This is a genomic window from Streptomyces sp. NBC_00207 (genome assembly GCF_045160965.1).
GTDB lineage: Bacteria > Actinomycetota > Actinomycetes > Streptomycetales > Streptomycetaceae > Streptomyces.
Window position 1 is genome coordinate 1742361 of the sequence record NZ_CP130715.1, and the last position, 22820, is coordinate 1765180.

Annotated in this window: 26 protein-coding genes and 3 pseudogenes; 15 read left to right on the forward strand and 14 right to left on the reverse strand. The window is 69.7% G+C overall.

All coding sequences use genetic code 11. From position 1 onward, the window contains the following. Positions 1-23: 23 nt before the first annotated feature. Positions 24-257, forward strand: coding sequence for a DUF6479 family protein (locus tag OG472_RS08570; RefSeq protein WP_405828772.1), 234 nt, complete (start codon positions 24-26; stop codon positions 255-257). Between the two features lie 517 nt (positions 258-774). Beyond that, complete coding sequence (locus OG472_RS08575; protein ID WP_405828774.1) at positions 775-1188, forward strand: DUF2231 domain-containing protein; 414 nt, start codon at positions 775-777, stop codon at positions 1186-1188. Positions 1189-1235: 47 nt separating this feature from the next. Here the strand turns inward: OG472_RS08575 and OG472_RS08580 are convergent, their stop codons facing one another. Beyond that, positions 1236-1694, reverse strand: a complete 459-nt coding sequence (locus tag OG472_RS08580; RefSeq protein ID WP_405828776.1) for a hypothetical protein — start codon at positions 1692-1694, stop codon at positions 1236-1238. Positions 1695-1903: 209 nt separating this feature from the next. On the opposite strand from OG472_RS08580, the gene OG472_RS08585 reads away from it, so the two are divergent. Further along, positions 1904-2065 (forward strand): hypothetical protein, encoded by a 162-nt coding sequence (locus OG472_RS08585; protein WP_037789996.1) that lies wholly within the window; start codon positions 1904-1906, stop codon positions 2063-2065. 219 nt (positions 2066-2284) lie between these two features. Continuing rightward, positions 2285-2653, forward strand: coding sequence for a PRC-barrel domain-containing protein (locus OG472_RS08590; RefSeq protein WP_401604231.1), 369 nt, complete (start codon positions 2285-2287; stop codon positions 2651-2653). 68 nt (positions 2654-2721) lie between these two features. Here OG472_RS08590 and OG472_RS08595 read toward each other — a convergent pair whose 3' ends face one another. The 3 genes from OG472_RS08595 to OG472_RS08605 form a co-directional block, all read right to left on the reverse strand. After that, complete coding sequence (locus OG472_RS08595; RefSeq protein WP_405941242.1) at positions 2722-4002, reverse strand: peptide ligase PGM1-related protein; 1281 nt, start codon at positions 4000-4002, stop codon at positions 2722-2724. A gap of 114 nt (positions 4003-4116) precedes the next feature. Further along, complete coding sequence (locus OG472_RS08600) at positions 4117-4332, reverse strand: hypothetical protein (protein WP_405941243.1); 216 nt, start codon at positions 4330-4332, stop codon at positions 4117-4119. Between the two features lie 211 nt (positions 4333-4543). Beyond that, positions 4544-4774: a DUF5133 domain-containing protein gene (locus OG472_RS08605; protein WP_401604238.1), complete on the reverse strand. Its 231-nt coding sequence runs from the start codon at positions 4772-4774 to the stop codon at positions 4544-4546. A gap of 91 nt (positions 4775-4865) precedes the next feature. Here OG472_RS08605 and OG472_RS08610 point away from each other — a divergent pair. Both OG472_RS08610 and OG472_RS08615 read left to right on the forward strand, forming a co-directional pair. Further along, positions 4866-4970: pseudogene (locus OG472_RS08610) on the forward strand (HNH endonuclease); the annotation flags it as partial. Between the two features lie 258 nt (positions 4971-5228). Then, complete coding sequence (locus OG472_RS08615) at positions 5229-5453, forward strand: hypothetical protein (RefSeq protein ID WP_401604240.1); 225 nt, start codon at positions 5229-5231, stop codon at positions 5451-5453. Between the two features lie 90 nt (positions 5454-5543). On the opposite strand, the gene OG472_RS08620 is transcribed toward OG472_RS08615, so the two are convergent. The 5 genes from OG472_RS08620 to OG472_RS08640 form a co-directional block, all read right to left on the reverse strand. Next, positions 5544-5726 (reverse strand): hypothetical protein, encoded by a 183-nt coding sequence (locus OG472_RS08620; protein ID WP_405828780.1) that lies wholly within the window; start codon positions 5724-5726, stop codon positions 5544-5546. Between the two features lie 15 nt (positions 5727-5741). Then, complete coding sequence (locus tag OG472_RS08625) at positions 5742-5975, reverse strand: hypothetical protein (RefSeq protein ID WP_401604245.1); 234 nt, start codon at positions 5973-5975, stop codon at positions 5742-5744. A gap of 52 nt (positions 5976-6027) precedes the next feature. After that, on the reverse strand, positions 6028-6432 hold the full coding sequence (locus OG472_RS08630) for a hemerythrin domain-containing protein (RefSeq protein WP_405828781.1): 405 nt from the start codon (positions 6430-6432) through the stop codon (positions 6028-6030). 200 nt (positions 6433-6632) lie between these two features. Further along, positions 6633-7028, reverse strand: a complete 396-nt coding sequence (locus OG472_RS08635) for an STAS domain-containing protein (RefSeq protein ID WP_401604250.1) — start codon at positions 7026-7028, stop codon at positions 6633-6635. 63 nt (positions 7029-7091) lie between these two features. Then, on the reverse strand, positions 7092-7754 hold the full coding sequence (locus tag OG472_RS08640) for an HSP18 transcriptional regulator (protein ID WP_405941244.1): 663 nt from the start codon (positions 7752-7754) through the stop codon (positions 7092-7094). A gap of 129 nt (positions 7755-7883) precedes the next feature. On the opposite strand from OG472_RS08640, the gene OG472_RS08645 reads away from it, so the two are divergent. The 4 genes and pseudogenes from OG472_RS08645 to OG472_RS08660 form a co-directional block, all read left to right on the forward strand. After that, on the forward strand, positions 7884-8318 hold the full coding sequence (locus OG472_RS08645; protein WP_405941245.1) for an Hsp20/alpha crystallin family protein: 435 nt from the start codon (positions 7884-7886) through the stop codon (positions 8316-8318). Between the two features lie 105 nt (positions 8319-8423). Beyond that, a complete protein-coding gene (locus tag OG472_RS08650) occupies positions 8424-8819 on the forward strand; it encodes a DUF2267 domain-containing protein (RefSeq protein ID WP_405828787.1) in 396 nt (131 codons plus the stop codon). 45 nt (positions 8820-8864) lie between these two features. After that, complete coding sequence (locus OG472_RS08655) at positions 8865-9269, forward strand: DUF2267 domain-containing protein (protein WP_405941246.1); 405 nt, start codon at positions 8865-8867, stop codon at positions 9267-9269. A 541-nt stretch (positions 9270-9810) separates the two neighbouring features. Beyond that, a pseudogene (locus tag OG472_RS08660) lies at positions 9811-9939 on the forward strand (TOBE domain-containing protein); the annotation flags it as partial. Between the two features lie 1452 nt (positions 9940-11391). Here OG472_RS08660 and OG472_RS08665 read toward each other — a convergent pair. The 3 genes and pseudogenes from OG472_RS08665 to OG472_RS08675 form a co-directional block, all read right to left on the reverse strand. Continuing rightward, positions 11392-11787: a hypothetical protein gene (locus tag OG472_RS08665; protein WP_405828791.1), complete on the reverse strand. Its 396-nt coding sequence runs from the start codon at positions 11785-11787 to the stop codon at positions 11392-11394. A gap of 728 nt (positions 11788-12515) precedes the next feature. After that, positions 12516-12790, reverse strand: a pseudogene (locus OG472_RS08670) (type III effector protein); the annotation flags it as partial. Positions 12791-13344: 554 nt separating this feature from the next. After that, positions 13345-14484, reverse strand: a complete 1140-nt coding sequence (locus tag OG472_RS08675) for a helix-turn-helix domain-containing protein (protein ID WP_405941247.1) — start codon at positions 14482-14484, stop codon at positions 13345-13347. A gap of 87 nt (positions 14485-14571) precedes the next feature. On the opposite strand from OG472_RS08675, the gene OG472_RS08680 reads away from it, so the two are divergent. The 3 genes from OG472_RS08680 (at position 14572) to OG472_RS08690 (ending at position 18085) form a co-directional block, all read left to right on the forward strand. Beyond that, positions 14572-15627 (forward strand): ferredoxin reductase, encoded by a 1056-nt coding sequence (locus OG472_RS08680; RefSeq protein WP_405941248.1) that lies wholly within the window; start codon positions 14572-14574, stop codon positions 15625-15627. A gap of 7 nt (positions 15628-15634) precedes the next feature. Continuing rightward, positions 15635-16753 carry a fatty acid desaturase family protein gene (locus tag OG472_RS08685; RefSeq protein WP_401604267.1) on the forward strand — a complete coding sequence of 373 codons (1119 nt, stop codon included), beginning with the start codon at positions 15635-15637 and terminating at the stop codon, positions 16751-16753. A gap of 387 nt (positions 16754-17140) precedes the next feature. After that, positions 17141-18085: a 5'-nucleotidase gene (locus OG472_RS08690; RefSeq protein WP_401604270.1), complete on the forward strand. Its 945-nt coding sequence runs from the start codon at positions 17141-17143 to the stop codon at positions 18083-18085. Positions 18086-18356: 271 nt separating this feature from the next. On the opposite strand, the gene OG472_RS08695 is transcribed toward OG472_RS08690, so the two are convergent. Beyond that, positions 18357-19871: a DHA2 family efflux MFS transporter permease subunit gene (locus tag OG472_RS08695; protein WP_401604280.1), complete on the reverse strand. Its 1515-nt coding sequence runs from the start codon at positions 19869-19871 to the stop codon at positions 18357-18359. Positions 19872-20633: 762 nt separating this feature from the next. Between OG472_RS08695 and OG472_RS08700 the strand changes: the two genes are divergently transcribed. After that, positions 20634-21011 (forward strand): FKBP-type peptidyl-prolyl cis-trans isomerase, encoded by a 378-nt coding sequence (locus OG472_RS08700; RefSeq protein WP_405941249.1) that lies wholly within the window; start codon positions 20634-20636, stop codon positions 21009-21011. A gap of 24 nt (positions 21012-21035) precedes the next feature. On the opposite strand, the gene OG472_RS08705 is transcribed toward OG472_RS08700, so the two are convergent. Continuing rightward, on the reverse strand, positions 21036-21809 hold the full coding sequence (locus OG472_RS08705; protein WP_405941250.1) for a MerR family transcriptional regulator: 774 nt from the start codon (positions 21807-21809) through the stop codon (positions 21036-21038). Positions 21810-22144: 335 nt separating this feature from the next. Between OG472_RS08705 and OG472_RS08710 the strand changes: the two genes are divergently transcribed. Further along, positions 22145-22729, forward strand: coding sequence for a hypothetical protein (locus OG472_RS08710; RefSeq protein WP_401604287.1), 585 nt, complete (start codon positions 22145-22147; stop codon positions 22727-22729). Positions 22730-22820: the final 91 nt, after the last annotated feature.

The following is a 22820-nucleotide window of genomic DNA, read 5'->3' on the forward strand; positions in this document are numbered from 1 at the left end:
TGAATCGCGGGTAGGGGCCGCGCATGACTGCTATCGAAACACTCGCGGCCGAGGGCCAGGCCTCACTCTTCCTCATGTTCGCCGGAGTGTTCCTTGTCGTCCTCCTGATCGGTGCATTTTGGTACGGGAGTAGGCGTCGGCGCCGGGAGGCACCTCCGGCCGCGCAGAACCCTGCCGCACAGCGCCGCGAGGACTCCTGGCAGACCCCGGAAGAACATGCGCGCGACCAGAGGGACCAGGAGTATCCCCACGCGTGAACCGGACGGGCCGGCTTTCACCTATCACGCCGGGCGGCCGAATCCCCAGAAGGGGCGGATGGAGGAAGTCCGCGACGAGGGCCCCCATGCCGTATACCGGGTGCGCAACGAGGAGACCAGCGAAATTCAGGTCATCACTCAGGGACAGATCGACTGAGATTTCTGCTCCCTTGAAGGCGACCTTGGAGGCCCTCATCGGCGACGTCCACGGCTGCGACGGGTCAGTACCAGCGCGATGATCACAGCGCCGGCGAGCCGCTCGATCGTCGTGCCCCATTTGGCGGGCCTGTCGTTCGGGTGCAGTCGAGGCCGGGGCGGGACGGCTGCAGGGCAGCGGGCAGGCGTCGTGCATGAACTCAAACACCCGCAACACCTCGCCTACGGGCGGACCGACCACAGCCCTCGACACTGCCTCGGCATGCTGGCTGAAGACCCTGGACCGGCTCAACGAACGACGGTGGCCGATCCGGCCATCAGGGCGCTACAGCGGGGAATCAGCTCACTCCCCCTGGGCGCCATGCGCGATCTGCTGCGCGGCAGACCGCTGGGCCACCCCGTGCACCCCGTGCTCGTGCAGGTACCCATCGGATGCTGGCTGTCAGCCTCGGTACTCGACTTCGTGCCCGGGACACACCACGCGACGGTCGTCCTGACCGCCGTCGGACTCGTCGGCGTCGCACCGGCCGCGGTCACCGGCTGGGCAGACTGGGCGGACCTGCCGCCCGAGCAGGCCCGGATCGGCCTGGTCCACGCGGCCTCGAACGTCGCTGCGGTGGCCTGCTACACCGCGTCCCTGGCCGCTCGGCTCCGCGGCCGCTCGGCGCGGGGCCGGCTGTGGGCTCTGAGCGGAATGGCTGCCGTAGCCGTCAGCGGCGCACTGGGCGGGCACGTGGCGTACCGACGGGCCGTCGGAGCGCACGCCGCAGCATGAGGGAGCTTCTGCGCTCCCGCTCCATCCCGTCTGATGAGCCCTGGTCGTCAGCTGAGTTCTGGGGGCTCAGAGGGGGGCGTTGCGGTGTGGTCCGGGTGGTGGTGAGTGCGGCGAATGGTTTTGAGGCGGGCCTCCAGGAGGTGGCCCCGCCCACCGGCAACCTCGTCGACGATGTCCCGTTCCACTGTCGCGAAGGGCTGGTAGTAGGTGGAGTTGTAGGCCTCGACGATCTGGAACGTCCAGTGGCCCGGGATGACATTGCGGCCCACGATCTCACGCTCCACCCGATCGGCCTGCTCGTCGTGCCCCGCCTCGCGCAAGAGCCGGACCGCGTCGCCGAGCTCGAAGTCCGCGGTCCCGGTCAGCTGGTGGAACCCGTAGAGGTGACCGCGAGCCCGCTCCGTGGTTTCCAGCGCCTTCGACAGGGCACCCAGGGCCCGCACCGTCTTCTCGTCCACACCGTCCGGAACCTGGTGTGCCGGATCCATCTCGTCATTGCTGTTCATGGAGGATGTTCTGCCCGTAGGACGCTTCACCGGTCGGGAGGTGGGGCCAAGCGGCGTAAGAAGGTCTCCCCCGACACATCGGCCCCGTACGACTCCGCCGCGGAATGCAGGCAGAATCTCCTGCCCAGCCATCAGAACAAGAAACAAGCGGGAATCGAGTACATGCCCCGAGCGCGGTAGGGCACACGGTGCTTCGGAGGTTGACAACTATGGTTCCCCTGCTTCTCGTTCTTCTGCTGGTCCTTCTCCTCTTCGGCGCGGGTTTCGCGGTGAAGATTCTTTGGTGGGTGGCTATCGCAGTCCTGATCCTATGGCTGATCGGTTTCGTCGCCCGCCCCAAGGGCGGTAGCGGCCGCTGGTATCGCTGGTAACCGTAAGAGGAAGCGCAATACCGGGAACCGGCTCAACTCCCATGATCGACGGCCGCCCGGTCCCGCATTTCGATCCGGGTGCGTAAGGCCGCATGGCGGGGAAGGCGGAGTCCAGGCGCAACGCAGCACAACCGCCGAACACGACGTACGGAACAGGGAGGAGCGGTGGAGAGTTCGCCATTCCGCCGTCTCCCGTCGACCGGAGGAGTTGTTTTTCGCGTGACTGAGCATGTGTGGAGCTACCAGCCGACCGCGGGCCGCCTGGCCGGTACCGATCTGACCGGCTACAAGGTCGAGGCGACCGACGGCAGCATCGGCAAGGTCGACAAGCACTCCGACGAGGTCGGTGACGCCTACCTCGTAGTGGACACCGGCGTATGGATCTTCGGCAAGGAGGTCCTGCTACCGGCCGGCACGGTCGTCAGGATCGACACGGAGGACCAGAAGGTCTTCGTCGACCGCACCAAGGAACAGATCAAGAACGCCCCCGAGTTCCACCGGGACAAGCACCTCGGCGACCCCGGGTACCGGGAGGAGCTGGGCACGTACTACGGCCCCGGCACTCCCTTCGGCGGCCGCCCCGCCTGATCCCGATCCCGCACCACGAAGCCGGTCCCGGCACCCCTCTGGGTGCCGGGACCGGCTTCGTGGTGGGGTCAGCCGCCCTCGAATTCGAGGACCTCGGCCACCGCGGCTTCCTGCTCCTCGACGTCCCCGGCACTCCCGGCAATCACCGCGTACCGCCAGGAGCGGCCGTCGGGCGGGGCGTCCGCGTACAGCACCACGCCCTCGCCGCGATCCGCGTCGAACGCGAGGTGGGAAGCGCGCATCCGGGCAAGGGCTTCTTCGAAGTCCATGGGGCTGCGCGTCCAGCCCTTCGCCACCGACCACGCCGGGGGCGGCGCGGCGGATCCCGCAGTCAGCCGGGTGACCATGGCGTGGGGTGTGGTGGTGGCCGTACGGCGGATGTTGCTCTCACTCGCGTACACGGTGCCGGCCGTGTCCACCAGCGCGTCGAGCCCGAAAGGCCCGGCGTAGCCGTGGTCGGCCAGGTGGCGGCCCAGGGACGTCCCCCACTCCTCCAGTGCGTCGGCCACGTGCGCACCGGAAGGCGGCAGCGGAGAGGCGTACCCCGTGAAAGAGCCCTGAACCGTGCGCATCGCACCGCTGAAGAGCGCGTGTGCCCCGGAGGCAGCCACCTCCATCTGGATACTCACCGACTCGGCCACGTCGAGGCACTCCTCCACCACCCACAGGCCCTCGGGCCCGCCGACCGTATCGAGCAGCAGGCTCGCCTCGCCCCTCAGGTCGTCGCGGGACACGAAGCGCATGCCGTGCCCTCCCGCCGAACGGTCGGGCTTCACCACCACACGCTCGTGGTCCCGCAGGAGATCGCGTGCCACACCTTCGGCCTCCGGGCGCCGGCACATCCGCCCCGCGGGCAGCCGCATGCCCAGTTGCCCGGCCGTCGCGCGGAAGCCGGTCTTCGTGTTGAGCAGCATGGTGATCCGCAGCGCCACCTCGGCGGCCTCGACCGTCGGGTACGGGTGCACCGCGATGCCGATGTCCCGGGCGAACGCGATCGCCGACGCGTCGAGCGCTGTCGGCAGCAGCACCGCACCCCGGTCACCGGCGAGCGCCCGCACGTGCTCTTCGAGGCCGGCCTCGCGCACCGCCCGCGCCAGCGGAACGGCTCCGGCGGGAGGCACCTCGACGACGGCCACCGATTCCGGGGGCACCCCCGTCAGGTCGTACACGTACCGCAAGAACTCCCGGCTCAACGGCACCGGAGTGACGAACACGTCCCCCGGCCGGAGCAGCCACGCCTTCCGCGGCGCCTGCTGGGACCACGTCGTCAGGATCTGCCCCTCGTCGAGATCCACCGCCAAGTCCGAGAGGAAGTTCGCGAACACGACCATCGGTACCGTCTCAGTCACCGCTCTGCTCCTCCGGTCGCCGCACGGCCGTCCACGGTCAGCGTGGGATCACCCGCTCAGCCCCTGCCGGGTGCGGCGGCCCACGAGAAGTCTCCACCTGAACGGGGAGACAGGTCAGGGAAACAGTTCCCACGCCTCGGGGCCGGCCCCACGCCATTCCACGAAGTCGGGGTCGGTGAGGTCGACGTCCTCGGCGTTCTCCATCCCGGCAGCGGCGAGGAAAGCTCGGACATCGGCCGGGCGGTGTGCCACTCCGATGGCGATGCCGTCATAGCGGACACGTCGCCAGCCTTGCTGGTCGGGCGGGTAGACGATCAGCTTGGCGGCCATGGGCCCAGCCTCTGCCGCACCAAGCGCATCGGCACCCCCTTCGCATCCGAACGGGTGAACTTCGCGGGGCAGCTGTCGCCATGGGCGCCGCCCGTGGTCGGTCCACGCCGTACCGGCCGCCCTCAGGCTGGAGCGTGCCCACGAACCACACGCATCCCGCCCCGCCTCTGCCTGCTTGAGAGCCGGTAGCGCCTACTTGCGGCTGAATCGATCAGCCGGAGACGAGCACGGAGTCGTCGAGGGTACCCGTGCCGGGCAGGTGGTGGCGGGCGGCAATGAGGGCGGCGTGCACGTCCGTGGTGCCGGTGGACACGCAGAGCGCTCGCTCGACGTCCTCGATCTCCTTGCGCACGGGCGATTCGCCTTCCGCGGCGTCAAGTACGGACAGCGCCCAGTAGCGGTCGACGAGGCCGGGGAGCACGGCCGGGTGAGCCATCAACATCGGTGTTTGCCTTTCGCCGGCGGATCCGGATCGTGGCCGTCGCCTACCCTCCCGATCACCGTTGAACCCGTTCACAGCCTGTTGCTGCCACCAGGGCCAGCTGGCCTCGCTGGTCGCGGTGACAGCCCGCTCGAACCGGAGCAAGGCCGACCAGGATGCGGCGGAGTGGCTGCCGCCGTCCGCGGACGCGTTGTGTGCGGGCGGGCCTGCCGCATGACGCCGGGGGGAAGGGCGGCATGCGGCGGGGCCCGCTCCGGAAGCACCCCACCCCCAGGCGGCAGCTTCCGGTATCCACGCGTCCAACCCGGCCGCGGGCCTCCAAACTCCCTCCCCTCCGGCAGTTCTGAAAGGGCGTCAAGGGTGGTACGGGCTGCTGTGCTCTCGCGAGACGCGTACGCAGCTACGGGGGTGAGCTCCGGATGCCGGATGGGTCGGCCCGACGCACTGTGGATGTATGGCGGACCAGACGGAGATCGTGATTCACCCCGTGTCGCCGCAGGGCGGGCGCAAGGTCACTGTGCATGCGCTCGGCGTGGACGCGGACCTGGGCCGGGCGTTCACGCCCGGGGACGTGTCGGTGTTCCTCCGCCGGGCCGGGCTGGAGGATGTGGATCTGTCCGAGGACGGGCCGATCAGCTGGGAGGGCGGCGGCCCCGAGGTGTGGACCAGCGACATCTGACGACGCCGGGCACTGCCGGGCCGGTGCCACCTTGCTCCCCATGAAGCCGCGGCGCGCGTGTACCTGGCCCTACGGGTTGACCTGCGGGAGTCAGCCGGCGTCCCGGATCCGGGTGAGGCGTTCGGCGGCCACGGCCGGTCCGTAGACGTCGATGATGCGGGCGACGGCGCTGATGGCGTAGGTGGCGGTCCACTGGGTGTCGTCGAGGTGGTGGCGGGGGTCGGCTCCGTCGTCGGCCAGGGCCGGGACGGTGTCCGCCACGGGGCCGTTCATGGTGACGTGCTGGAGTCAGGCCCGTCCCGCGGGGCCAACTACCGCCGGGAGGTTGAGGGAGAAGCCGGGGCGGGCGAGGACGGCGTCTTGGAGCAGCCCCCAGAGCTGCTGGCGCGCGTAGGCCTGGCTGGTGGGGCAGGCGGCAGTGTCGGTGGTGGCGGAGGCGATGGCTTCGGGATCCCGGGTGAGGTGGGCCGGCATCAGGTCCAGGGCTGCCGTTTCACCGGCGATCTGCTGCGTACTGATCATGCCCGGTACAACGACGCGGCCCGGCGAAGGAGACAACCGACAGCCAGGCGGGCTACTTCTTGGCGCTGGGGACGGCGAGCGGGCTACCGGGGGCCTTCTTCCTGGCGGCTTCCATCTGTTGGCCGACTTCGGTGAGGCGGTTGCGGCCCACGGCTTTGCGGACGTCGGGGAACCACTCCTTCTCCTCTTCCTCGACGTGGTGGCGGACGTTCTCCATCAGGACGCTCATTTTGGCGTCGAACCGCTCGTCGCTCGGGTCGAGGCTTGAGCTCGGACCGATGCTTTCCAGCACGTGGACCTTGGTGTCGGGGGCGGCCTCACGGGCGGCCGGATAGAAGATCTTCTCCTCGATCCAGGCGTGGGCGGTGAGTGCTTCGATCACCTGGTCGGCGACCTTCCGCTTCTCGGCGTGCGCGTCGTCGCCGGCCTTCTCGAACTGCTCGAACAGCTTCTCCACGGTCTTGTGGTCTTACTTGAGCAGCACGATCCCGTCCACGATCGCCTCCTCAGCATCGGCATACCGGGCGGCACGGCCGGCCGCCCTGACGCCGTCTACCCAGTGCGGCATGAAGCACCTCGCCCACGGCAGGGTTTTGCCCCGGAAAGGCGACCCGGCTACGCCGCACGCCGGTCAGCACCCGGGCACCACCGGCCTGCCTACTGCATTCCGTCGGGGTATCCCGTCGGAATGCGGCCGTTGGCCGGCGGGTCTGCGTCCACGGGGAACAGGGGCAGGGCGCCGGTCATCTCCAGGAGGCGCTGAAACTGGTGGTTGGGGGCTGCCAGGCGGATGACGGTGTCGGTCTCCTGAGCTGCCCGTCGCGCGGTGAGGAGTGCGTTGAGTGCCGAGGAGTCGCAGAAGGTGAGGCGGCTGCAGTCGACCACCACGGGCTTGGCCGACGAGGCGTGGGCGAGAGCTTCGGTGAGGGCGAGCTGGAGGGAGGGTGCCGTCTCGATGTCGATCTCTCCGACGGGCCGGACGGCGACCGTGTGGTCCAAGTCGTCCACGGCGATGCCGTTGCCGCCGGCCTCCCGGGGAGGGTGTTCGGGCATGGTGGATCACTCCTTGAGTCGACGGGCGCGGTCCCGACGCCGGTCGAGGGTTCGGGGTGCGGATCACATGCTGCGCTGGTCGTGGGTGTCCCGGCGAAGCTGGTCGGCGTGTCGGGTCAGGGCGTCGATGCGTTCGGCGAGCTCGGCGTCCTCCGGCCGCAGATGAGGCCGGGTGTCGGCCAGCGGGCGCACGAGGCGGGAGACGTCGTTGTCGGCGAGAGCCAGGTTCAGGTCGCCGACGGCGGAATCGGCGCTGGCGGGGAGACCGGTGAGGGCGGTGACCTGGCCTGCGAGCCGGCGCAGGTCGGCCGCGTTGTCACGGGCCCAGCCATTCACGGTGCGGTCGGCGGCGCGGGTGTCGCGGGTGGCCTGGACACGCTGCTCGCCGGTGCTTCCGGCAGCGCCGGGGCGTAGGCGCAGGTAGCGGCGTTCGGCGGCCTGGCGACTGGCCACCCCGAGGGGTCCGGCGAGGTCGGCCCAGCTCGCGCCCCTACCGCGGGCGGTTTCGATCAGCCCGCTCTCCCAGCCGGCGAGCTGCTCACGGACCTCTCGCAGCATCAGCAGCGCGGCCAGGGCCGGGTGCGGACCCTCGGCCGGTGCCGACGCCGATACCGATGTGCTCGTGGAGCCTTGCTGGGCGTCCTTGACGGCTTGATTGATGGTCTCCAATGCCGCGGCGGCGGCCAGGAAGGTGACGGGTGCAGTCGGCTCTGCGGCCTCGGTCATGGCGGTCTCCGTGACTCTGTCATCCTCCAGATGACTCCTTGCTTGTCATCGTTTCGATGACATGTTACAACGGGAGCACGTTGAAGCGCATTGGCAGTTCCTGCCTGAACCAACTGGAGGTGTTTCGCGATGTTGATGCGCACTGACCCGTTCCGCGAGATGGACCGCATCGTCCAGCAGCTCTCCGGCACGTCCGGGACCTGGTCGAAGCCGTCCGTGATGCCGATGGACGCCTACCGCCAGGGCGACGTGTACGTGATCGCCTTCGACCTCCCCGGCGTGAGCACCGAGGCGATCGACATCGACGTCGAGCGGAACATGCTGACCGTGAAGGCCGAACGCCGGCCCGCGGAGAAGTCCGACGGCGTGCAGATGGAACTCTCCGAGCGCCCTCTCGGTGCCTTCTCCCGTCAGATCATGCTGGCCGACACCCTCGACACCGAGCGCATCGAAGCCGACTACGACGCGGGTGTCCTGACCCTGCGGATCCCGATCGCCGAGCGTGCCAAGCCGCGGAAGATCGCCATCGGCGGCGAGTCCGGCCGCAAGCAGATCTCCGGCTGACCCGGACGGCACCGGCGGCCGAGGACGGGGAACCCGATCCCCCTCCGGCACCCCGTCCTCCGCACCCCTTCCCCCCTTTCACCCCTCCCATGGAGGTGACGTGAGATGTCGATGCGCCGGGAAGCGTTCCTGGACCACGTCCGGGAACGCGGCGAGTACCGGACCCGGGAAGAAGCCGAACGCGCGGCCCGCGTCGTCCTCGCCCTGCTGGGCGCCCACCTGGTCGGCACCGTGCGGGCCGAGCTCGCCGCCCGGCTCCCCGAGACCTACGCCCTGATCCTCCTCAACCCCCTGCAGGCCGCCGAACCGCTCTCCCCCGAACGCTTCGTCCGCGCGACCGCGGCCTGGATCGAAGGCGCCACCGAGAAAACGGCCCTGTGGGACATCGGCGCGGTCCTCTCCACCGTGGCCGCAGCCGCCGGAGACATCCTCATCCGCGAAGCGCTGCTCCAGCTCCCGCCCGGCTACGACCTCCTCTTCGGCCACCCCCAGCCCACCTGACCGGCCGACGCCACCGGCCGGACACCGAACCAGGCCCAGCCCGCCATGACGTTTGAGCAGATGCTGGAACGCGTGCGCTACGAAGGCGCCTACCCCACCCGCGAACGCGCAGAAGAAGCCGTCCGCACGGTCCTCGCCGCCCTCGGCCGCCAGCTCGTCGGAGACGAACGCATCGACCTCGCCCAGGCCCTGCCCGTCGAAGCCGCCCTCACCCTCACCGCCCAGGTCCCCGCCACCGAACAACTCACCGGCTGGAGCTTCGTCAAAGAGATGGCCGCCCGCGTCGGCACGACCCCGGCCATCGCCCGCTGGGACACCGGCGCCGTACTCGCCGTCGTCACCCGCCTCTCCGGCCCCGACCTCCTCACCCGCATCCTCCACCAACTCCCCACCGGCTACGCACTCCTCTTCGGCCAGGCAGAACTTCGCCAGCCACAGCCGACCGCCTGAACCAGGCCAGTCGACCTCACCCAGCACGCCCCGGCCAACCGGCCGGGGCGTGCTCCGCTCTGAGGGACTCGCCCGAGGCCAGGGCCACGCGGCCGCCGCCGTACACGCGCGGCCGCCAACGTCCTGCGGAGTCCTCAGCTGCCCAGGCCGACGAGCCTTCGATACTCGAGCCGATCGGCTCGCCGGCGGTGAGGTGGACGTGAACGTCGGCGGGGTACTTCCTGAAGGCCCTGTACCCCGCCGTGTACGGCTCCTCCTGCTCAATGGCGGCCGGTGGCATCCAGAAGATCAGCAGCGGCGCGTTCCTTCGCGCGCCCTCCGGGGCCGGCGAAGGACAGCTCACGGAGGACCAGCCTCCGCTCGTCCGCAGGCAGGGCCTGTACCCATCGCAACGCGACCCTCAGGCGAGGGCATCTCCAAGCAGCCGGCGCGGGGCACCGTCAAGATGCCGGTAGAGCAACTGGGTCGCGAGAGTTCACCAGGCCGTTCCGGTAGGCGGGCGGCAGCCGGTCGTGAACGGCGGCCGCCATAGCGGCGGCCGATCCAGTCCGGTCCGCAACGGCCGGTGTCACTGCTGACCCGGGAAGCCGTGGAGGAGCTGGGGCTCCAGGTCGGCATGGAGGCAGCCGCCCGCGTGAAATCGACCAGCGTCCACGTCGACCGCACCTGACCGGCCCGGCTTGAGGCAGCGTCATACACGCAGGTCAGAGCGGTTCAAAGTGAGCATCAAAGTTGGCGAACCCCGCCAGATGGGGTGCTCAGTCACAACTGAGACTGAGCACCCCAGGCGGTTTTGACCGCTCTTCCGTGACGGCGACGTCAGAAGCTCGGCCCCGTCCAGACCCGGCAGCCACCTGTGCAGCGCGAGGCATTGCGCTCAGGCCGCGGCATAGGCGGGCTTCCGACACCGGCCGGCTGCGACGTGGCTCTGCGCCTGCCGGGCGGTCAGGGGTTGACGAGCTGCCCGTCCTGGTAGAGAGCTGCCCGGGTGGTGATCTCCGGAACCCGCGCCGTGCACGAGACCTCACGACGACGTTGATCGTGCCGGGCACGTGGGTGGAGTTGGCCGGGCGCTGCGCCCGGCCCTCGCACCGGATCACGGCGGATGCGTCCGCGTCCGAGCCGGCCTTACCGGCTTCCACGCGCGGGGCGGGATCCTCGGGGGCGCCAGCGGGCACCGCAGCCGGAGCGGAAGGGTCGGTGCTCGCACTGGCTGGAGCGGTCCCGCTGAAGAGTGCCAACGCCACCATTGATGCGGTGGCCGCGAACCTCTGAGCGCAGTTGGGGGTGACCGCGCCGATCCTGACCCGCACCACGCGGTCATGTGGGAGCCCACCAAAGATCGAATCTTCGGGAGCGTTGGTGCCAACGGTCACGGCTGCTGCCCCCGCCCCCGACCGTCAAACGGACAGCATCGACATCACCTGTTCAGGTCCGCTGCGGCGCGGGCGGATCGTGAGGCAGCGACCAATGCGCCCCGACGTCACGGCTTCCCGGTCACCGGATCGGTGATCCCGCCCCGGTGCCGCTCGTGCCTGGTCCAGCCGGCGATTCTCGCCGCCGCCCAGATCACCCGAGACCCACGACGCCCCGAGGCTCCACGTCCGATGACCACCCGTCAGACGCGCAAAGCCGGGTGGTCGGCGACGACCGCGCAGGACCCGTCTGATAGCCCGCCGGGGTCGACCCGGGCAACGAAGCCGCCTTCAAGGCATGGGCGAAAGGAGCCGGACCTCACCGCCTCCTCGCCCCCCGTCCGCCGACCGGCCCGAGGCAAAGCGGCCTTTCACCCGGAAGATGGAGCAGGGCATGGGCAAGGACACGGAGCCCTTTCGAAGGACGACGGGCGTCCCTGCCGCGGCGGGTCTGCGGGGCCCACTGTCCGTCGGGGTCGTTGACGTCCCGCTGGAGTTCCCCGGTGCCCCTCCTCACCCTCGGTGGACTGGCAGCGGCGCCGAGCAGCTTGGCCGCGCAGGCGGCAGCACCAGGCGCCACCCACGCCGCGCAGGGAGTAACCCCCCTCGCAGCATGGGTCGATGCCGTCGCGCCACTTGTCTGCAGCAGGACCTGTCACTGAACCGGACCATGTCGCATGGACCTCGCCGCCCCTCCCCGGGCAGCCTCAGGGGGAGGCCGGCCTCGGTGGCGGGGTGCAATGCAGTACAGGAGCGGTCCAGGTCCGAAACCTCCGCAGGCCCATTCGGCCGTAGAACCCTCCGGCCGCAATGGGGTTGGTCGAGTCGACGTCCAGGACGGCCCACCGGTAACCCTGCGTCTTCGCTCGGTCCGGCGTGTGCGTGAACACGGCGCGACAGAGGCCCCTGTCGTGCAGTGCGGGCTGGGTGCCGGCATTGGCGAGATAGAGCTCGCGGCCCTCTCCCGAGCCTGCGTCGGCGATCTCGGTGCACAGCAGGTAGCGGAGAATCTCCCGGCGCTGCTCAGAGAGGAGCAGGAACGAGGAGTCCGGCCTGAAGTACCGGCTGCCGGTCACCGAGTGGCGCCACGTCCGCGCCGTCATGGGAAACGCTGCCCCAATTGTCCGCGAAGATCGCGTCCTCCAGCGCCTCGGCGAGCCAGGCCTGGCCGTGGCGGGTACGGATGTGAGCTCCAACAGGGTTTCGCCGTAGTGCTCTTGGTGACAGCGGGTACTGGCGCCTCGGCACCAGTCGAGCAGGGCGCGCGGCGTGCTCGGGGCGCGGTGCGCGCGGTGTAGGGCGATGTCGAGGGTCACCCGGTGTACTGGGTCCGATTGCTCACGGGCCCGTGTCGTCGCGTAGGCCACGAGCTCGCCGCCGAGCCAGCCGGACGTGGTATCGCCGGCCAGGTCCATGCCGGGTGCCCCCAAGGCCTCGCATACGTCTGCCACGCCGCCGCCTCCCCCGGCCGTCTCGTCAACCGCCTCGCACACGGCGAGAAGGCTGGCCGGCTGCGCGCCCTCTCCGACGAACGCATCGCTCCCGCGCCATGTCCCGCACCAGCGACCTGGCCGCCGCCGGTGCCGGGCTCACTTCCCCCCTCTGGGCAGGAAGTAGGCCAGCCAGGTCGAGGGCGGCGGCGCTTCGCGCTGCCTCTGTTCGATATGCCACGGTGCTGGTCGGTACCGCCGCACGACGCGCGTCCGCAGTCTCCTCGCAGTCAGAGGGGCTACACGCTGAGGGCGCGTTCAGGCCGAAGAGCAGACGACGAGGACCTGGCCGCCGGTGCCGTGCACGGTGAGCTTGTCGCGGTAGAGGTCGAGGTCGCCGATTCGGCGGTCTGGCGGCTGGCGACGCCGAGGATGTGGGCGAGGTCGGCCCAGCCGGCTCCCGCGCGCCGGGACGTTCCGATCAGGTCGGTCTCCCATCCAGCGAGCTGCTCGCGGACCTGTGCAGCAGCAGGGAGGCCAGGGCCTGCTCCGAGGTCTCCTGCCCGGCGGCGTGCAGGGCGCCGTCTGTGGCCTGCAGGGCCGCCGCGGCGGCGAGGAACGAGGCCGGGCCCCGGCCCTGTCTTCTCCTGCCGCGGGGTAGGAATCGGTAGGTGATGTGGCGCCTCGCCCCACCTGCAGGCTGCCACCAAGGAGGAGTCCCCTCGTCCACCCGTTTGGCAGCAGAGCGCACCGCGCCTGCTGGCCTGGGGCGCCCCTAGAAGGGGTCCACGGCAGGGCCATCGCGTAGAGCTCGCGCAGCCGGCTGGTGACGGCCTCTTCGGTCCGCGTCACGTCCGCGGCCAGGGCCACGGCCACCGGGTGGGACTTCTTGCGGGCCGTCAGGTCGGCACCGGCCGGCTTTCCGGTGACCGCGGGATCACCCCAGAGACCGAGGACGTCGTCGGTTTGCGGACCAGCCCCCGCCAGAGAACCGAAGCCACTGCCGTTTCCCAAGGTCATCATGGGTGTAGGCGCCGTACCACCAGGAGACGAAGAACATGCTGGTGTCGTACTCCCCGAAGAAGCTCGGCTTCTTTTAGAGCCTGAAAGATGGCGCCTGACCTGGGCATTCGCCCGTCAGGCGCCGTCGGCTCGACCCGCTCGACACGGGTGTCGACTCTTTCTGTTCCTCCGGTTCATCCAGCCCCTCTCCCACGGTCGAGGTACGCGTCAGCTGACCCGAAGACCGACCGCCAGCGTCAGCTCGAGGACCCGGCGTGGCGATGCGAGATCCGGAAACAGCTCCCGCAGCTGCGACATCCGGTACCGGACGGTCTGGGGATGGACGAACAACGCCGCCGCCACCTCGTCCCGCCTGCCCTGGTGCAGCAGCCACTCCCGCAACGTCTCCTCCAGCCGCCGTGCGGTCGCGACAGGCAAGGTCCGCAACGGTGCGAGGGCTCGGGCACGCAGGTCTGCGAGCACGTCCACGTCGGCGCTCAGCACCAGCTCGGGCAGGTGGTCCTCGGTGTCGCGGATATCGGAGGAGAGCAAGCGGGCGCGTGCGGCTCGTGCGTACGAGGCGGACGCTCGAGTCCATGGCCGGGCCGGGCCGACCACGGCGGTGCGGTCGGTCAGCTGCCGCAAGAGATGTGACCGGTCGGCATCGGGGACGAGCAGCACACCGGTGGCGTCCGGCAGATCGTCGAGAACGAGGGTGCTCGGGTCGAGCGCGCGGTAGGCAGGCCGGGCCTGGGCAGCGGGCAGCAGGACCGCGGTCAGCGAAACCGGAGGCTGCCACCCGGCCCGTTGAGCAGAGGCCAGCAGCACGTCCGGGCTCGCGTCGGCAAGGAGGTCGCGGGCCAGGTGTTCCAGGTGGCGCTCGTGGTCCCGGCCCCGGGCGGCCAGTTCGTCGGCGTGGCCCGCGGCGCTCGCGGCGGAGAGCTCGTCGATGTAGGCAAAGGTCAGCTCGGCGAACTTGGCGACCTCGGCGGCGGGCAGACCTGCGGGTACCGCCCCCGCTGCCAGGCATCGCCAGGCCACGCGGGCGCCGACGCGGTAGGCGCTGAGCAGGGCGTCCATCGAACGCCCGTCGCGCACCTCGCCGCGGCCCAGCTCGTAGGCCGCGTCACCGCCGTCGCCGCCCGTGGCGTTCCCGCTCGCGAGGTCCAGGTAGTGCCCGAGGGCGGTGCGGACGGCGCGGCGGATGGTGGCGCCCATGTGTCCCGAAAGGGCGTTGGCGTAGGGAGGGACCTCGTCGATGATCGCCTGGACGACCTCGTCGGCGGTGGTCTTCAGCGCGGCCCGAAGTACGGTGACCGTCGTCTCATCCAGGGCCAGCTCGCTGGCCCTCCGGGTTACATGGCTCATGTTTTTGTTCCCTGCGAACAATTCCGCCGATCAGATTCACGTCCTACGGTTAGGACCTTACGCCCTGAGGCGCAGCAAGCTGGAGCCATGACAAGTGCAGCCCTCCGCAGTAGGGCGTGGAAACTGCTGGAGATGGTCACGACGCCGCTGCTGCCGTCGGACTACCTCGACCTGGTCAGCCCGCTGCGTGCGGGCGCCGACCTGCGGGGGCGCATCGAGGCCGTGCACCCCGAGACGGCTGACGCCGCGACCATCGTGATCAGGCCGGGAAGGGGCTGGCGCGGCCACACGGCCGGTCAGTACGTGCGGATCGGGGTCGACGTCGACGGGCGGCGCCTGTGGCGCGCCTACTCCATCACCTCGCCGACGAACCGCCAGGACGGCCGCGTCACGATCACCGTGAAGGCGATCCCGGACGGCAAGGTCAGCAACCACCTGGTCCGCAGGGCGAAGCCCGGCACGCTGGTCCAGCTCGACCAGCCGACCGGTGACTTCGTACTGCCGGAGGCCAAGCCCGCCAAGGTGCTCTACCTGACGGCCGGCAGCGGCATCACGCCCGTGATGGGCATGCTGCGCGACATCGACTTCGACGACGTCGTCATGGTCCACTGCGCGCCACGGCCGCAAGACGTGATCTTCCGCGACGAACTGCACGACCTGGTCGCGGCCAAGAAGCTGCGGCTCACCGAGGTGCACACCGACACGGACGGCGTGCTCGACATCGCCCGACTCGACGAACTGGTACCCGACTGGGCCGAGCGCGAGACCTGGGCCTGCGGGCCCGCGGGCCTGCTCGACGCCGCCGAGGAGTTCTGGAGCGGCCACGGCGTCGGAGAGCGCCTGCACACCGAACGCTTCCGCCCCGGCATCGTCGTCGCCGGCGGCGGCGGCGAGGTCACGTTCAGCGCCACCGGCAAGACCGTCGAGGCGGACGGCGCCACGCCGTTGCTGGACATCGGCGAGGAGGCCGGCGTGCTCATGCCGTCCGGGTGCCGCATGGGCATCTGCTTCGGCTGCGTCACGCCGCTCAAGGCGGGCGCCGTCCGCGACCTGCGCACCGGCGAGATCACCGAGGCCGAGCCGGGCGTCCTCATCCAGACCTGCGTGTCCGCCGCGGCGGGCCCCTGCGACATCGAACGGTAGGAGCACCTTGACCGCCATCGACCCCACCGCCCACCTGACCGCGGAGCAGATCGAGGAGCTCGGCCGCGAGCTGGACGCGATCCGCGACGAGGTGATCGCCAGCCGTGGCGAGAAGGACGCCGCCTACATCCGTAAGGTCATCTCGGCGCAGCGCAAGCTCGAGCTGGTCAGCAGGGGCGTGCTGCTGTTCTCGTTCTTCCCGCCCGCGTGGCTGCTCGGCACCGCCGGGCTGTCCGTGGCGAAGATCATGGACAACATGGAGATCGGCCACAACATCCTGCACGGCCAGTGGGACTGGATGCGGGACCCGAAGATCCACTCCACCACCTGGGAATGGGATCACGTCTCGCCGGCCGACCAGTGGAAGCACTCGCACAACGAGCTGCACCACACGTACACCAACGTGATCGGCAAGGACAACGACCTCGGCTACGGCATCATGCGCGTCGACGAGGACCAGAAGTGGCACCCGTTCCACCTCGGCCAGCCGCTGTGGAACTTCATCAACGCCTGCTTCTTCGAGTACGGCATCGCAGCGTACGACCTGGAGCTCGGCAAGAACCTGCACAAGCGCCGCCGCAAGAACCCGGAGTTCCGCGCGCGGGCCAAGGCCGTGGGCCGCAAGATCCGCAAGCAGGTGCTCAAGGACTACGTGATCCACCCGCTTCTGTCGGGCCCGTCCTTCCTCACCACGCTCGCCGCCACGTTCACCGCGAACCTGGTCCGCAACATCTGGTCCCACTCGGTGATCATGTGCGGGCACTTCCCCGAGGGCGTTCAGGTCTTCGAGCGCCGGTCGATCAAGGGCGAGACACGTGGTCAGTGGTACCTGCGCCAGATGATGGGCTCGGCGAACATCAGCGGCAGCAGGGCCATGCACTTCATGACCGGCAACCTGTCGCACCAGATCGAGCACCACCTGTTCCCGGACCTGCCGAGCAACCGGTACGCCGAGGTCGCGGTGAAGGTGCGCGCGCTGTTCGAGAAGTACGAGCTGGAGTACGTCACCGGGCCTCTGCCCAAGCAGGTGTTCTCCGCGTGGCACAAGGTCTTCCGGCTCTCGCTGCCGAACAAGAAGCCCAAGGTCAAGACGCCGGACCGCGAGCAGGAACTCGTCGCGGCCTGATTCCCGGTATCGGTTCAGATCTTTCGGCCGTACCGGCGGCACTGCCGGGTTCGGTGAGATGCCCTTCCAGTAGCCCTCGATCGCCTTCTTCAGCTCTCGGTTCCCGCCCTGGCGGGGGTAGCCGTGGGCGGCGGCACCTGCTGCCGCGGCTACGGACGTGGTGGTCACGAAGATCCCCTTCGCGGGATGGATCCCTGACACCCCGAGGGGACACGGAGGCGCGAAGGGGTACCGGAGAAGGATGGCCACCGTCCATTATTCGGAGGAGCGGACGAGACGCGGGCGCCCGGAGCGCAGCTGGTCACCGAGCAGGGGGCGCACATGTTTTCGGCATATTCGAACAGGCGATAACCATGTCGATGTGCACGTGTGCCAGCAGGGGGCGAGATGAAGTACGACCTGTCCGACCGTGTCGTCATCGGGATCGCCTCCAGCGCCCTGTTCGACCTCGCCGACTGCGACGCGGTGTTCCGGGAGCAGGGTGAGGACGCGTACCGGAGGTACCAGGAGGCCCACGTGGACGACGTCCTGGACAAGGGGGTGGCCTTCCCCTTCGTCCGGCGCCTGCTGTCGCTGAACGACCTCGCGGAGCCCCTCGATCCGCTGGTCGAGGTCATCATCCTGTCCCGCAATGACCCGGACACCGGGCTCCGCGTCATGCGTTCCATCGCGGCGCACGGCTTGCACATCAGTCGGGCCGTGTTCCGGCAAGGCCGGTCGTCACACCGCTTCATACCCGCTCTGAACATGTCCCTGTTCCTGTCGGCCAACGGTTCCGACGTTCGGGAAGCGGTGGCCAACGGCCTGCCGGCGGGGCATGTACTCGAGACCGAGCGAGTCGATGACGACACCGACCAGGAACTCCGCATCGCCTTCGACTTCGACGGCGTACTGGCGGGCGACTCCTCTGAGCGGATCTACCGAACCGCCGGCATCGACGGGTTCCGCGCGCACGAAGTCCTCAATGCGGCCACCCCTCACGACCCAGGTCCCCTGAAGGACTTCCTCGCGGGCATCAACCGCATCCAGCGCCGCGAAGAGGAAGAACGCCGCAAGGACCCCGCCTATCAGCCCCGCCTACGGGTGTCCCTGGTCACCGCCCGGGACGCCCCCGCACACGAACGTGCCGTGCGTAGCCTCAAGCAGTGGGGACTGCGCGTCAACGACGCCTTCTTCCTCGGCGGCGTCGACAAGGCCGCCGTGATGAGCGCCCTCGACCCGCACATCTTCTTCGACGACCAGGTCTCCCACCTGACCGGCACGGCGCCCGCCACCCCAAGCGTTCACGTACCGTTCGGAGTCGTCAATGCCCCCCTTCCGGGGCCTGAATGAGTGGCGTACTTGCGGCCATGCCTCGTGCATCGGCCAGCCCGCCTGCCAGCCCCCGGACGAGCGCAGCTGCTCCCGCGGCTTCCCGCTCCTGCCCGATCCCTGCCGCCCGGGCCAGAACGTACCAAGATCCGGACCATTTCCGGGCCAGCCGCTGCCAGAAGGCCTCGCCAACTATCGTTTCAGCAGGTCAGACGAATCCCTTGGCCGCAGTCGGACCGTTCCCCCCTCGTCGCGGCTCGTCGCGGCGAGCACCGGGCCGATCACCAGGGCATCAGGTGGGTGTGTGGACGGTTTTGTCCGTCGTGGTGCCGTCTTCGTCCTGGGCCTCCGACGCGGCAGGCTGTGGCGGAGCGGGCGGGGTGCGGACCAGCAACGCGACCAGCACGGCCAGGGCGCCGAGCACGGCGCCGATGCCGAATCCCCACCGGATGCCCGTGGCGAGGGCGCCGGTGGTATCGGCGCCCTCGGCTGCTGCCGTGGCGGCGTGTCCCGACATGACGCTGATGACCAGGGCGGTGCCGGCGGCGGCCGCGACCTGTTGGAGCGAGCCCAGGATGGCGGAGCCGTGGGGGTAGAGGTGCGGCGGCAGTACGGACAGGCCGGAGGTGAAGACGGGGGTGAAGACGAACGCCATGCCCGCACTCAGGGCCACGTGAAGGGCGAGCACCAGCCACGGCGAGGTCTGTTCACCCGTGAGGGCGAACAGCGCGAGGCAAAGCGCCGTGAGTACGGCTCCGGGTACGACCAGTCTTGGTGCGCCGAGCCGGTCGTAGAGCTTGCCGACCTGCGGTCCGAGCAAGCCCATGGTCAGGCCACCGGGGATGAGGAGCAGCCCGGTCTGCAGCGAGGTCAGGCCGCACACCTCCTGGAGGTAGATCGGCAGCACGATGAACGCACCCATGAGCGCCATGAAGGACAGGCACATCAGGCCCAGCGCCACGGAGAAGTGCCGGAATGTCAGGGTGCGGAGGTCCAGCAGCGGAGTGGAGGAGCGCTGCAGTGCCAGTTGTCGCCACACGAACAGGCCTACGAGCACGGCGCCGGCCAGGGTGGTGGCCTCCGGGGGCACGGGAGCCTGGGCCGCGTTCTCGGCACCGAGCCCGCTCAGGCCGTAGACCAGGGCGCCGAAGCCCGCTGCCGCCAGGGGGACGGACATCCAATCGATGGGGGCGGCCTGCGGCTCGCCGATGTTGATCAGGTTGCGCCGACCGAATATGGCCATGGCTCCTGCGATGGGAAGCACGGCCAGGAACAGCAGGCGCCATGAACCCAGTTGCAGCAACACACCGGAGACGGCGGGGCCGAGGGCGGGTGCGACGGAGATGACCAGGGTGATGTTGCCCATGACACGGCCGCGGTCCTGCGGGGGTACGAGGGTCATCAGCGTCGTCATGAGCAGCGGCATCATGACGGCGGTGCCGCTGGCCTGGATGACGCGGGCGGCCAGCAGTACGGGGAAGGCGGGCGCGGCCGCGGCCAGGGCCGTGCCGGCGAGGAACAGTGCCATGGCGAGGCCGAAGGCGGTTCGGGTCGTCACGCGCTGGAGGAACCACCCCGTCACCGGGATGACGACGGCCATGGTGAGCATGAAGGCCGTGGACAACCACCCTGCGGATGCCGCGGTGACCTCGAAATCGCGCATGAGCCGCGGGATCGCGTTGACCATGATCGTCTCGTTGAGGAGGACGACGAACGTGGACAGCACGAGAATCCGCAGCACGGCGGTGACGCGGGCGGGCGAGAGGGTGGGCGTTTCGTGTGGTGCGGGCATGATGCCTTCCGTCATGTGAGTGTCCTCCGCGCGTGGCGGTCACACTGACAGACTGCGGCGCCGGGAAGAACTCATCGGTCTTCTCCGATCCTGTCGGTGCCGCCGCCCGAGCTCAAACCATTTTGCCGATCCGGAACGGCCAGGACATGGCTTCCGGAGCAGGCCCCGAGCTCCAGGACGACCGGCAGCAAGCGCACCCTTCCTTCCGGGCACCTGGACCGGGGTCTTCCACCGCGCTGCCCCCCATACGGCCCCCGCTGCAGCACTCGCAGCCGCCGAACCTGCCGTGCCCCCGAAGCCGTCCCTGGCCGAACCATCCCGGCTCGTGCCGCCGTTGTGGTTGCCGTCGCCGAACTGCAAGGGGTCTCCGTCATCCTGGCCGGCGTCTTCGTTGCAGCGGCCTGACGCCATACCCCACCATCCGGGGCCGCCGCGCCCACAAGCTCCCCTACGCCGCAGGTCGTGCCCGTGCCGGTCCCCGACGGCATTTCCGTCTCCGCACGGCGTACCGGCCAGGGCAGCATGCGCAGGCCCATCGGCGCCCGGGCCGGGGCAGCGTGGCTCGGGTGGCCGTAGGGGGTTCAGCGGACTCGGCTCGGGCCTCGCCGTGGCCGTACCGAAGGCGTGGCACGCCCGGTCACGCCGTGCCGGGCTCCGTGGGGTTTGATGTACTTCAGCCGATCAGCGTTCTCGGTGGCGTGAGCCTCTACTGCATGGAGTGACCATGCGCCCGGCTGGTCTGTACGAGGGATTCCGGCGGAGAGTAATGAGGCTGCGATGAGCGAACTGACGAAGCCCGAGATCGAACTTCCGGGGGGTGATGCTCCCCAGGAGCTGACGGTCCGGGACCTCGTCGTCGGGGACGGGGCCGAGGCGAAGCCGGGCAGGGTCGTCCGGGTTCACTACGTCGGGGTCACCTTCGAGTCCGGAGTGGAGTTCGACGCCTCCTGGGACCGGGGCCAGCCGTTCAAGTTCGCCGTGGGTGGTGGCAGGGTCATCAAGGGCTGGGACCGGGGACTGCGGGGGATGAAGGTCGGCGGCCGGCGCGAGATCATCATTCCCCCGCGCCTCGGCTACGGCAACCAGTCCCCCTCGCCGTTGATCCCGGCGGGTTCCACGCTCGTCTTCGTGGTGGACCTGCTCTCCGTGGTCTGAGGAAGGCCTGCTCCGCTTGAGGATTCATGCGTCAGCTCCGAACATCTCGGCCATCAGTGCGCCGGCGGCTTCGGGCGCCCTCACGGTCAGCGTCAGCCGATCCGGTGTCAGGTCCAGGGTGAAGTCGAAGAAGGAACAGCATCCCTGCGCCGCCGCCAGCGACGCGAGCTCGCCGGCCAGCTCCGGCGTGCCGGGAAAGTGCAGGCGCAGCCCGCCGTCGATCTGCTCGCGGCCGCCGGCCTGCGCGACGAGCGCCCGCCACTGCCCTGTCCGTTCCGCCAGCTCGGCCCCGTCGAGGCTGCAGGCCACCGGCACCGCAGGCCGCGGCTCGTCGGTCGCATCCGGCGGGCGGGTGGGCGAGAGTTCGACGAGCACCGGGCCCGGCGCTCGGTCCGGGGGCGGGGTACAGCCGCAGTCGGGGCCGCAGCCGCCCGCCGGGGCGGGCCCGGCCAGCTCGCGGTGGACCTCGGCGAGGTGGGCGGAGAAGGCCGCCAGCCGAGTCGCGCGGCGGTCGGCGTCCGCGATCCGGTCCGCGATCAGCGGCAGCATCCGCTCGCGCACCGCCGCGCAGACCCCCGCGTCCCGTACGTCCAGCAGATCGCGGATGTCCTCCAGCGCCAGCCCCAGCAGCTTCCCCGAGGAGATGAATGCCAGACGATCGACCGCCTCACGGCCGTACTGGCGATAACCCGAGGCCGCGCGTTCGGCCGACGGCAGCCCGGCCGTCTCGTAGAACCGCAGCGTGGAGGCCGGAACACCCGAAAGGTCGGCCAGCTGTGAGATACGCAGTGCACTCATACCTCGAACGTAAACCTTCAACCCGACTCGAAGGTCAAGCCCGAAGCCACCCGACATCGTCGTGATCGGTGGCGACACATCGGCTCCGCTCCGGACCAGAAGCGGAGTGGACGCGAGCGACAGAGGCAGTCGTCGCGACATGCGCGACATGCAAAGTCGCGGCCAGAACCGGAATTACAGGCACTGCCCCATGCGTGTGCACGAGCCATGGCCGGGCAGGGCCGTGCCCACTGTGCGGACGGTCACCTTGACGGCGATCGATGCTTAGGCCAGCCTTACCTTCGCTCACTCCTTGCATGTGTGGGCACACCCTGCAGAAGATCCCTGGAGCACCCATGTCCGCCGCCGCCGCCGACGCCACCGCGACCGAACGAAGACATGGACGGGAAGCAGAACTGCTCCAGCTCCCCTCGTGGTGCGGGACCGCCGCGGCATCGCTGGCGGTATGCGTCGGCTGGGCGGCGACCACGTGGATCGCCCTGCACCTGCGCGCCGACGTCACCCTCCACACCGTGGCGCTCTTCGTGCACCTCGCCTCCCTGGTGCTGGGCTTCGGCGCGGTGCTCGCCATCGACTACTACGGCGCGCTGTGGCTCACGGGCCGCAAGACCCTCCGTGAAGTGCTCGACTTCACGGCCCCGCTGCACATCCCCGTGTGGGCCGGCCTCGGCGGTCTGCTCTTCAGCGGTGCGTTCCTCCACCCCGATCTCAGCTCACCCCTGACGTGCGTCAAGCTCGGCCTCGTGCTGCTGCTCTCCCTCAACGGCGTCCAGGCGTCCGCCCTTCACCGCCGGCTGGCCGCCGTCGACGGCGGCCCGGTCAGCCGCCGGCTGATGATCCGCGGGGCCGCGACAGCCTCTGTTTCACAAGCCGCCTGGTGGGGTGCGGTCGCGATCGGCTTCCTGAACAGCCAGCACTGATCGCCCTCTTCGTCCTGGTGATCACACCGGACCCCTGCAGACGCGAGCCTTCGCATCCGGCCGCCGCGTCGCGCCCCCATCAGCCGGACCA

What these genes read in the sequence shown, in the direction of transcription:
- OG472_RS08570 (WP_405828772.1), top strand. Translation starts at nt 24, where the DNA reads ATGACTGCTATCGAAACACTCGCGGCCGAGGGCCAGGCCTCACTCTTC.
- OG472_RS08575 (WP_405828774.1), top strand. Translation starts at nt 775, where the DNA reads ATGCGCGATCTGCTGCGCGGCAGACCGCTGGGCCACCCCGTGCACCCC.
- OG472_RS08580 (WP_405828776.1), bottom strand. Translation starts at nt 1,694, where the DNA reads ATGAACAGCAATGACGAGATGGATCCGGCACACCAGGTTCCGGACGGT.
- OG472_RS08585 (WP_037789996.1), top strand. Translation starts at nt 1,904, where the DNA reads ATGGTTCCCCTGCTTCTCGTTCTTCTGCTGGTCCTTCTCCTCTTCGGC.
- OG472_RS08600 (WP_405941243.1), bottom strand. Translation starts at nt 4,332, where the DNA reads ATGGCCGCCAAGCTGATCGTCTACCCGCCCGACCAGCAAGGCTGGCGA.
- OG472_RS08605 (WP_401604238.1), bottom strand. Translation starts at nt 4,774, where the DNA reads ATGTTGATGGCTCACCCGGCCGTGCTCCCCGGCCTCGTCGACCGCTAC.
- OG472_RS08615 (WP_401604240.1), top strand. Translation starts at nt 5,229, where the DNA reads ATGGCGGACCAGACGGAGATCGTGATTCACCCCGTGTCGCCGCAGGGC.
- OG472_RS08620 (WP_405828780.1), bottom strand. Translation starts at nt 5,726, where the DNA reads ATGAACGGCCCCGTGGCGGACACCGTCCCGGCCCTGGCCGACGACGGA.
- OG472_RS08625 (WP_401604245.1), bottom strand. Translation starts at nt 5,975, where the DNA reads ATGATCAGTACGCAGCAGATCGCCGGTGAAACGGCAGCCCTGGACCTG.
- OG472_RS08635 (WP_401604250.1), bottom strand. Translation starts at nt 7,028, where the DNA reads ATGCCCGAACACCCTCCCCGGGAGGCCGGCGGCAACGGCATCGCCGTG.
- OG472_RS08640 (WP_405941244.1), bottom strand. Translation starts at nt 7,754, where the DNA reads ATGACCGAGGCCGCAGAGCCGACTGCACCCGTCACCTTCCTGGCCGCC.
- OG472_RS08645 (WP_405941245.1), top strand. Translation starts at nt 7,884, where the DNA reads ATGTTGATGCGCACTGACCCGTTCCGCGAGATGGACCGCATCGTCCAG.
- OG472_RS08650 (WP_405828787.1), top strand. Translation starts at nt 8,424, where the DNA reads ATGTCGATGCGCCGGGAAGCGTTCCTGGACCACGTCCGGGAACGCGGC.
- OG472_RS08655 (WP_405941246.1), top strand. Translation starts at nt 8,865, where the DNA reads ATGACGTTTGAGCAGATGCTGGAACGCGTGCGCTACGAAGGCGCCTAC.
- OG472_RS08665 (WP_405828791.1), bottom strand. Translation starts at nt 11,787, where the DNA reads ATGACGGCGCGGACGTGGCGCCACTCGGTGACCGGCAGCCGGTACTTC.
- OG472_RS08675 (WP_405941247.1), bottom strand. Translation starts at nt 14,484, where the DNA reads ATGAGCCATGTAACCCGGAGGGCCAGCGAGCTGGCCCTGGATGAGACG.
- OG472_RS08680 (WP_405941248.1), top strand. Translation starts at nt 14,572, where the DNA reads ATGACAAGTGCAGCCCTCCGCAGTAGGGCGTGGAAACTGCTGGAGATG.
- OG472_RS08690 (WP_401604270.1), top strand. Translation starts at nt 17,141, where the DNA reads ATGAAGTACGACCTGTCCGACCGTGTCGTCATCGGGATCGCCTCCAGC.
- OG472_RS08695 (WP_401604280.1), bottom strand. Translation starts at nt 19,871, where the DNA reads ATGACGGAAGGCATCATGCCCGCACCACACGAAACGCCCACCCTCTCG.
- OG472_RS08700 (WP_405941249.1), top strand. Translation starts at nt 20,634, where the DNA reads ATGAGCGAACTGACGAAGCCCGAGATCGAACTTCCGGGGGGTGATGCT.
- OG472_RS08705 (WP_405941250.1), bottom strand. Translation starts at nt 21,809, where the DNA reads ATGAGTGCACTGCGTATCTCACAGCTGGCCGACCTTTCGGGTGTTCCG.
- OG472_RS08710 (WP_401604287.1), top strand. Translation starts at nt 22,145, where the DNA reads ATGTCCGCCGCCGCCGCCGACGCCACCGCGACCGAACGAAGACATGGA.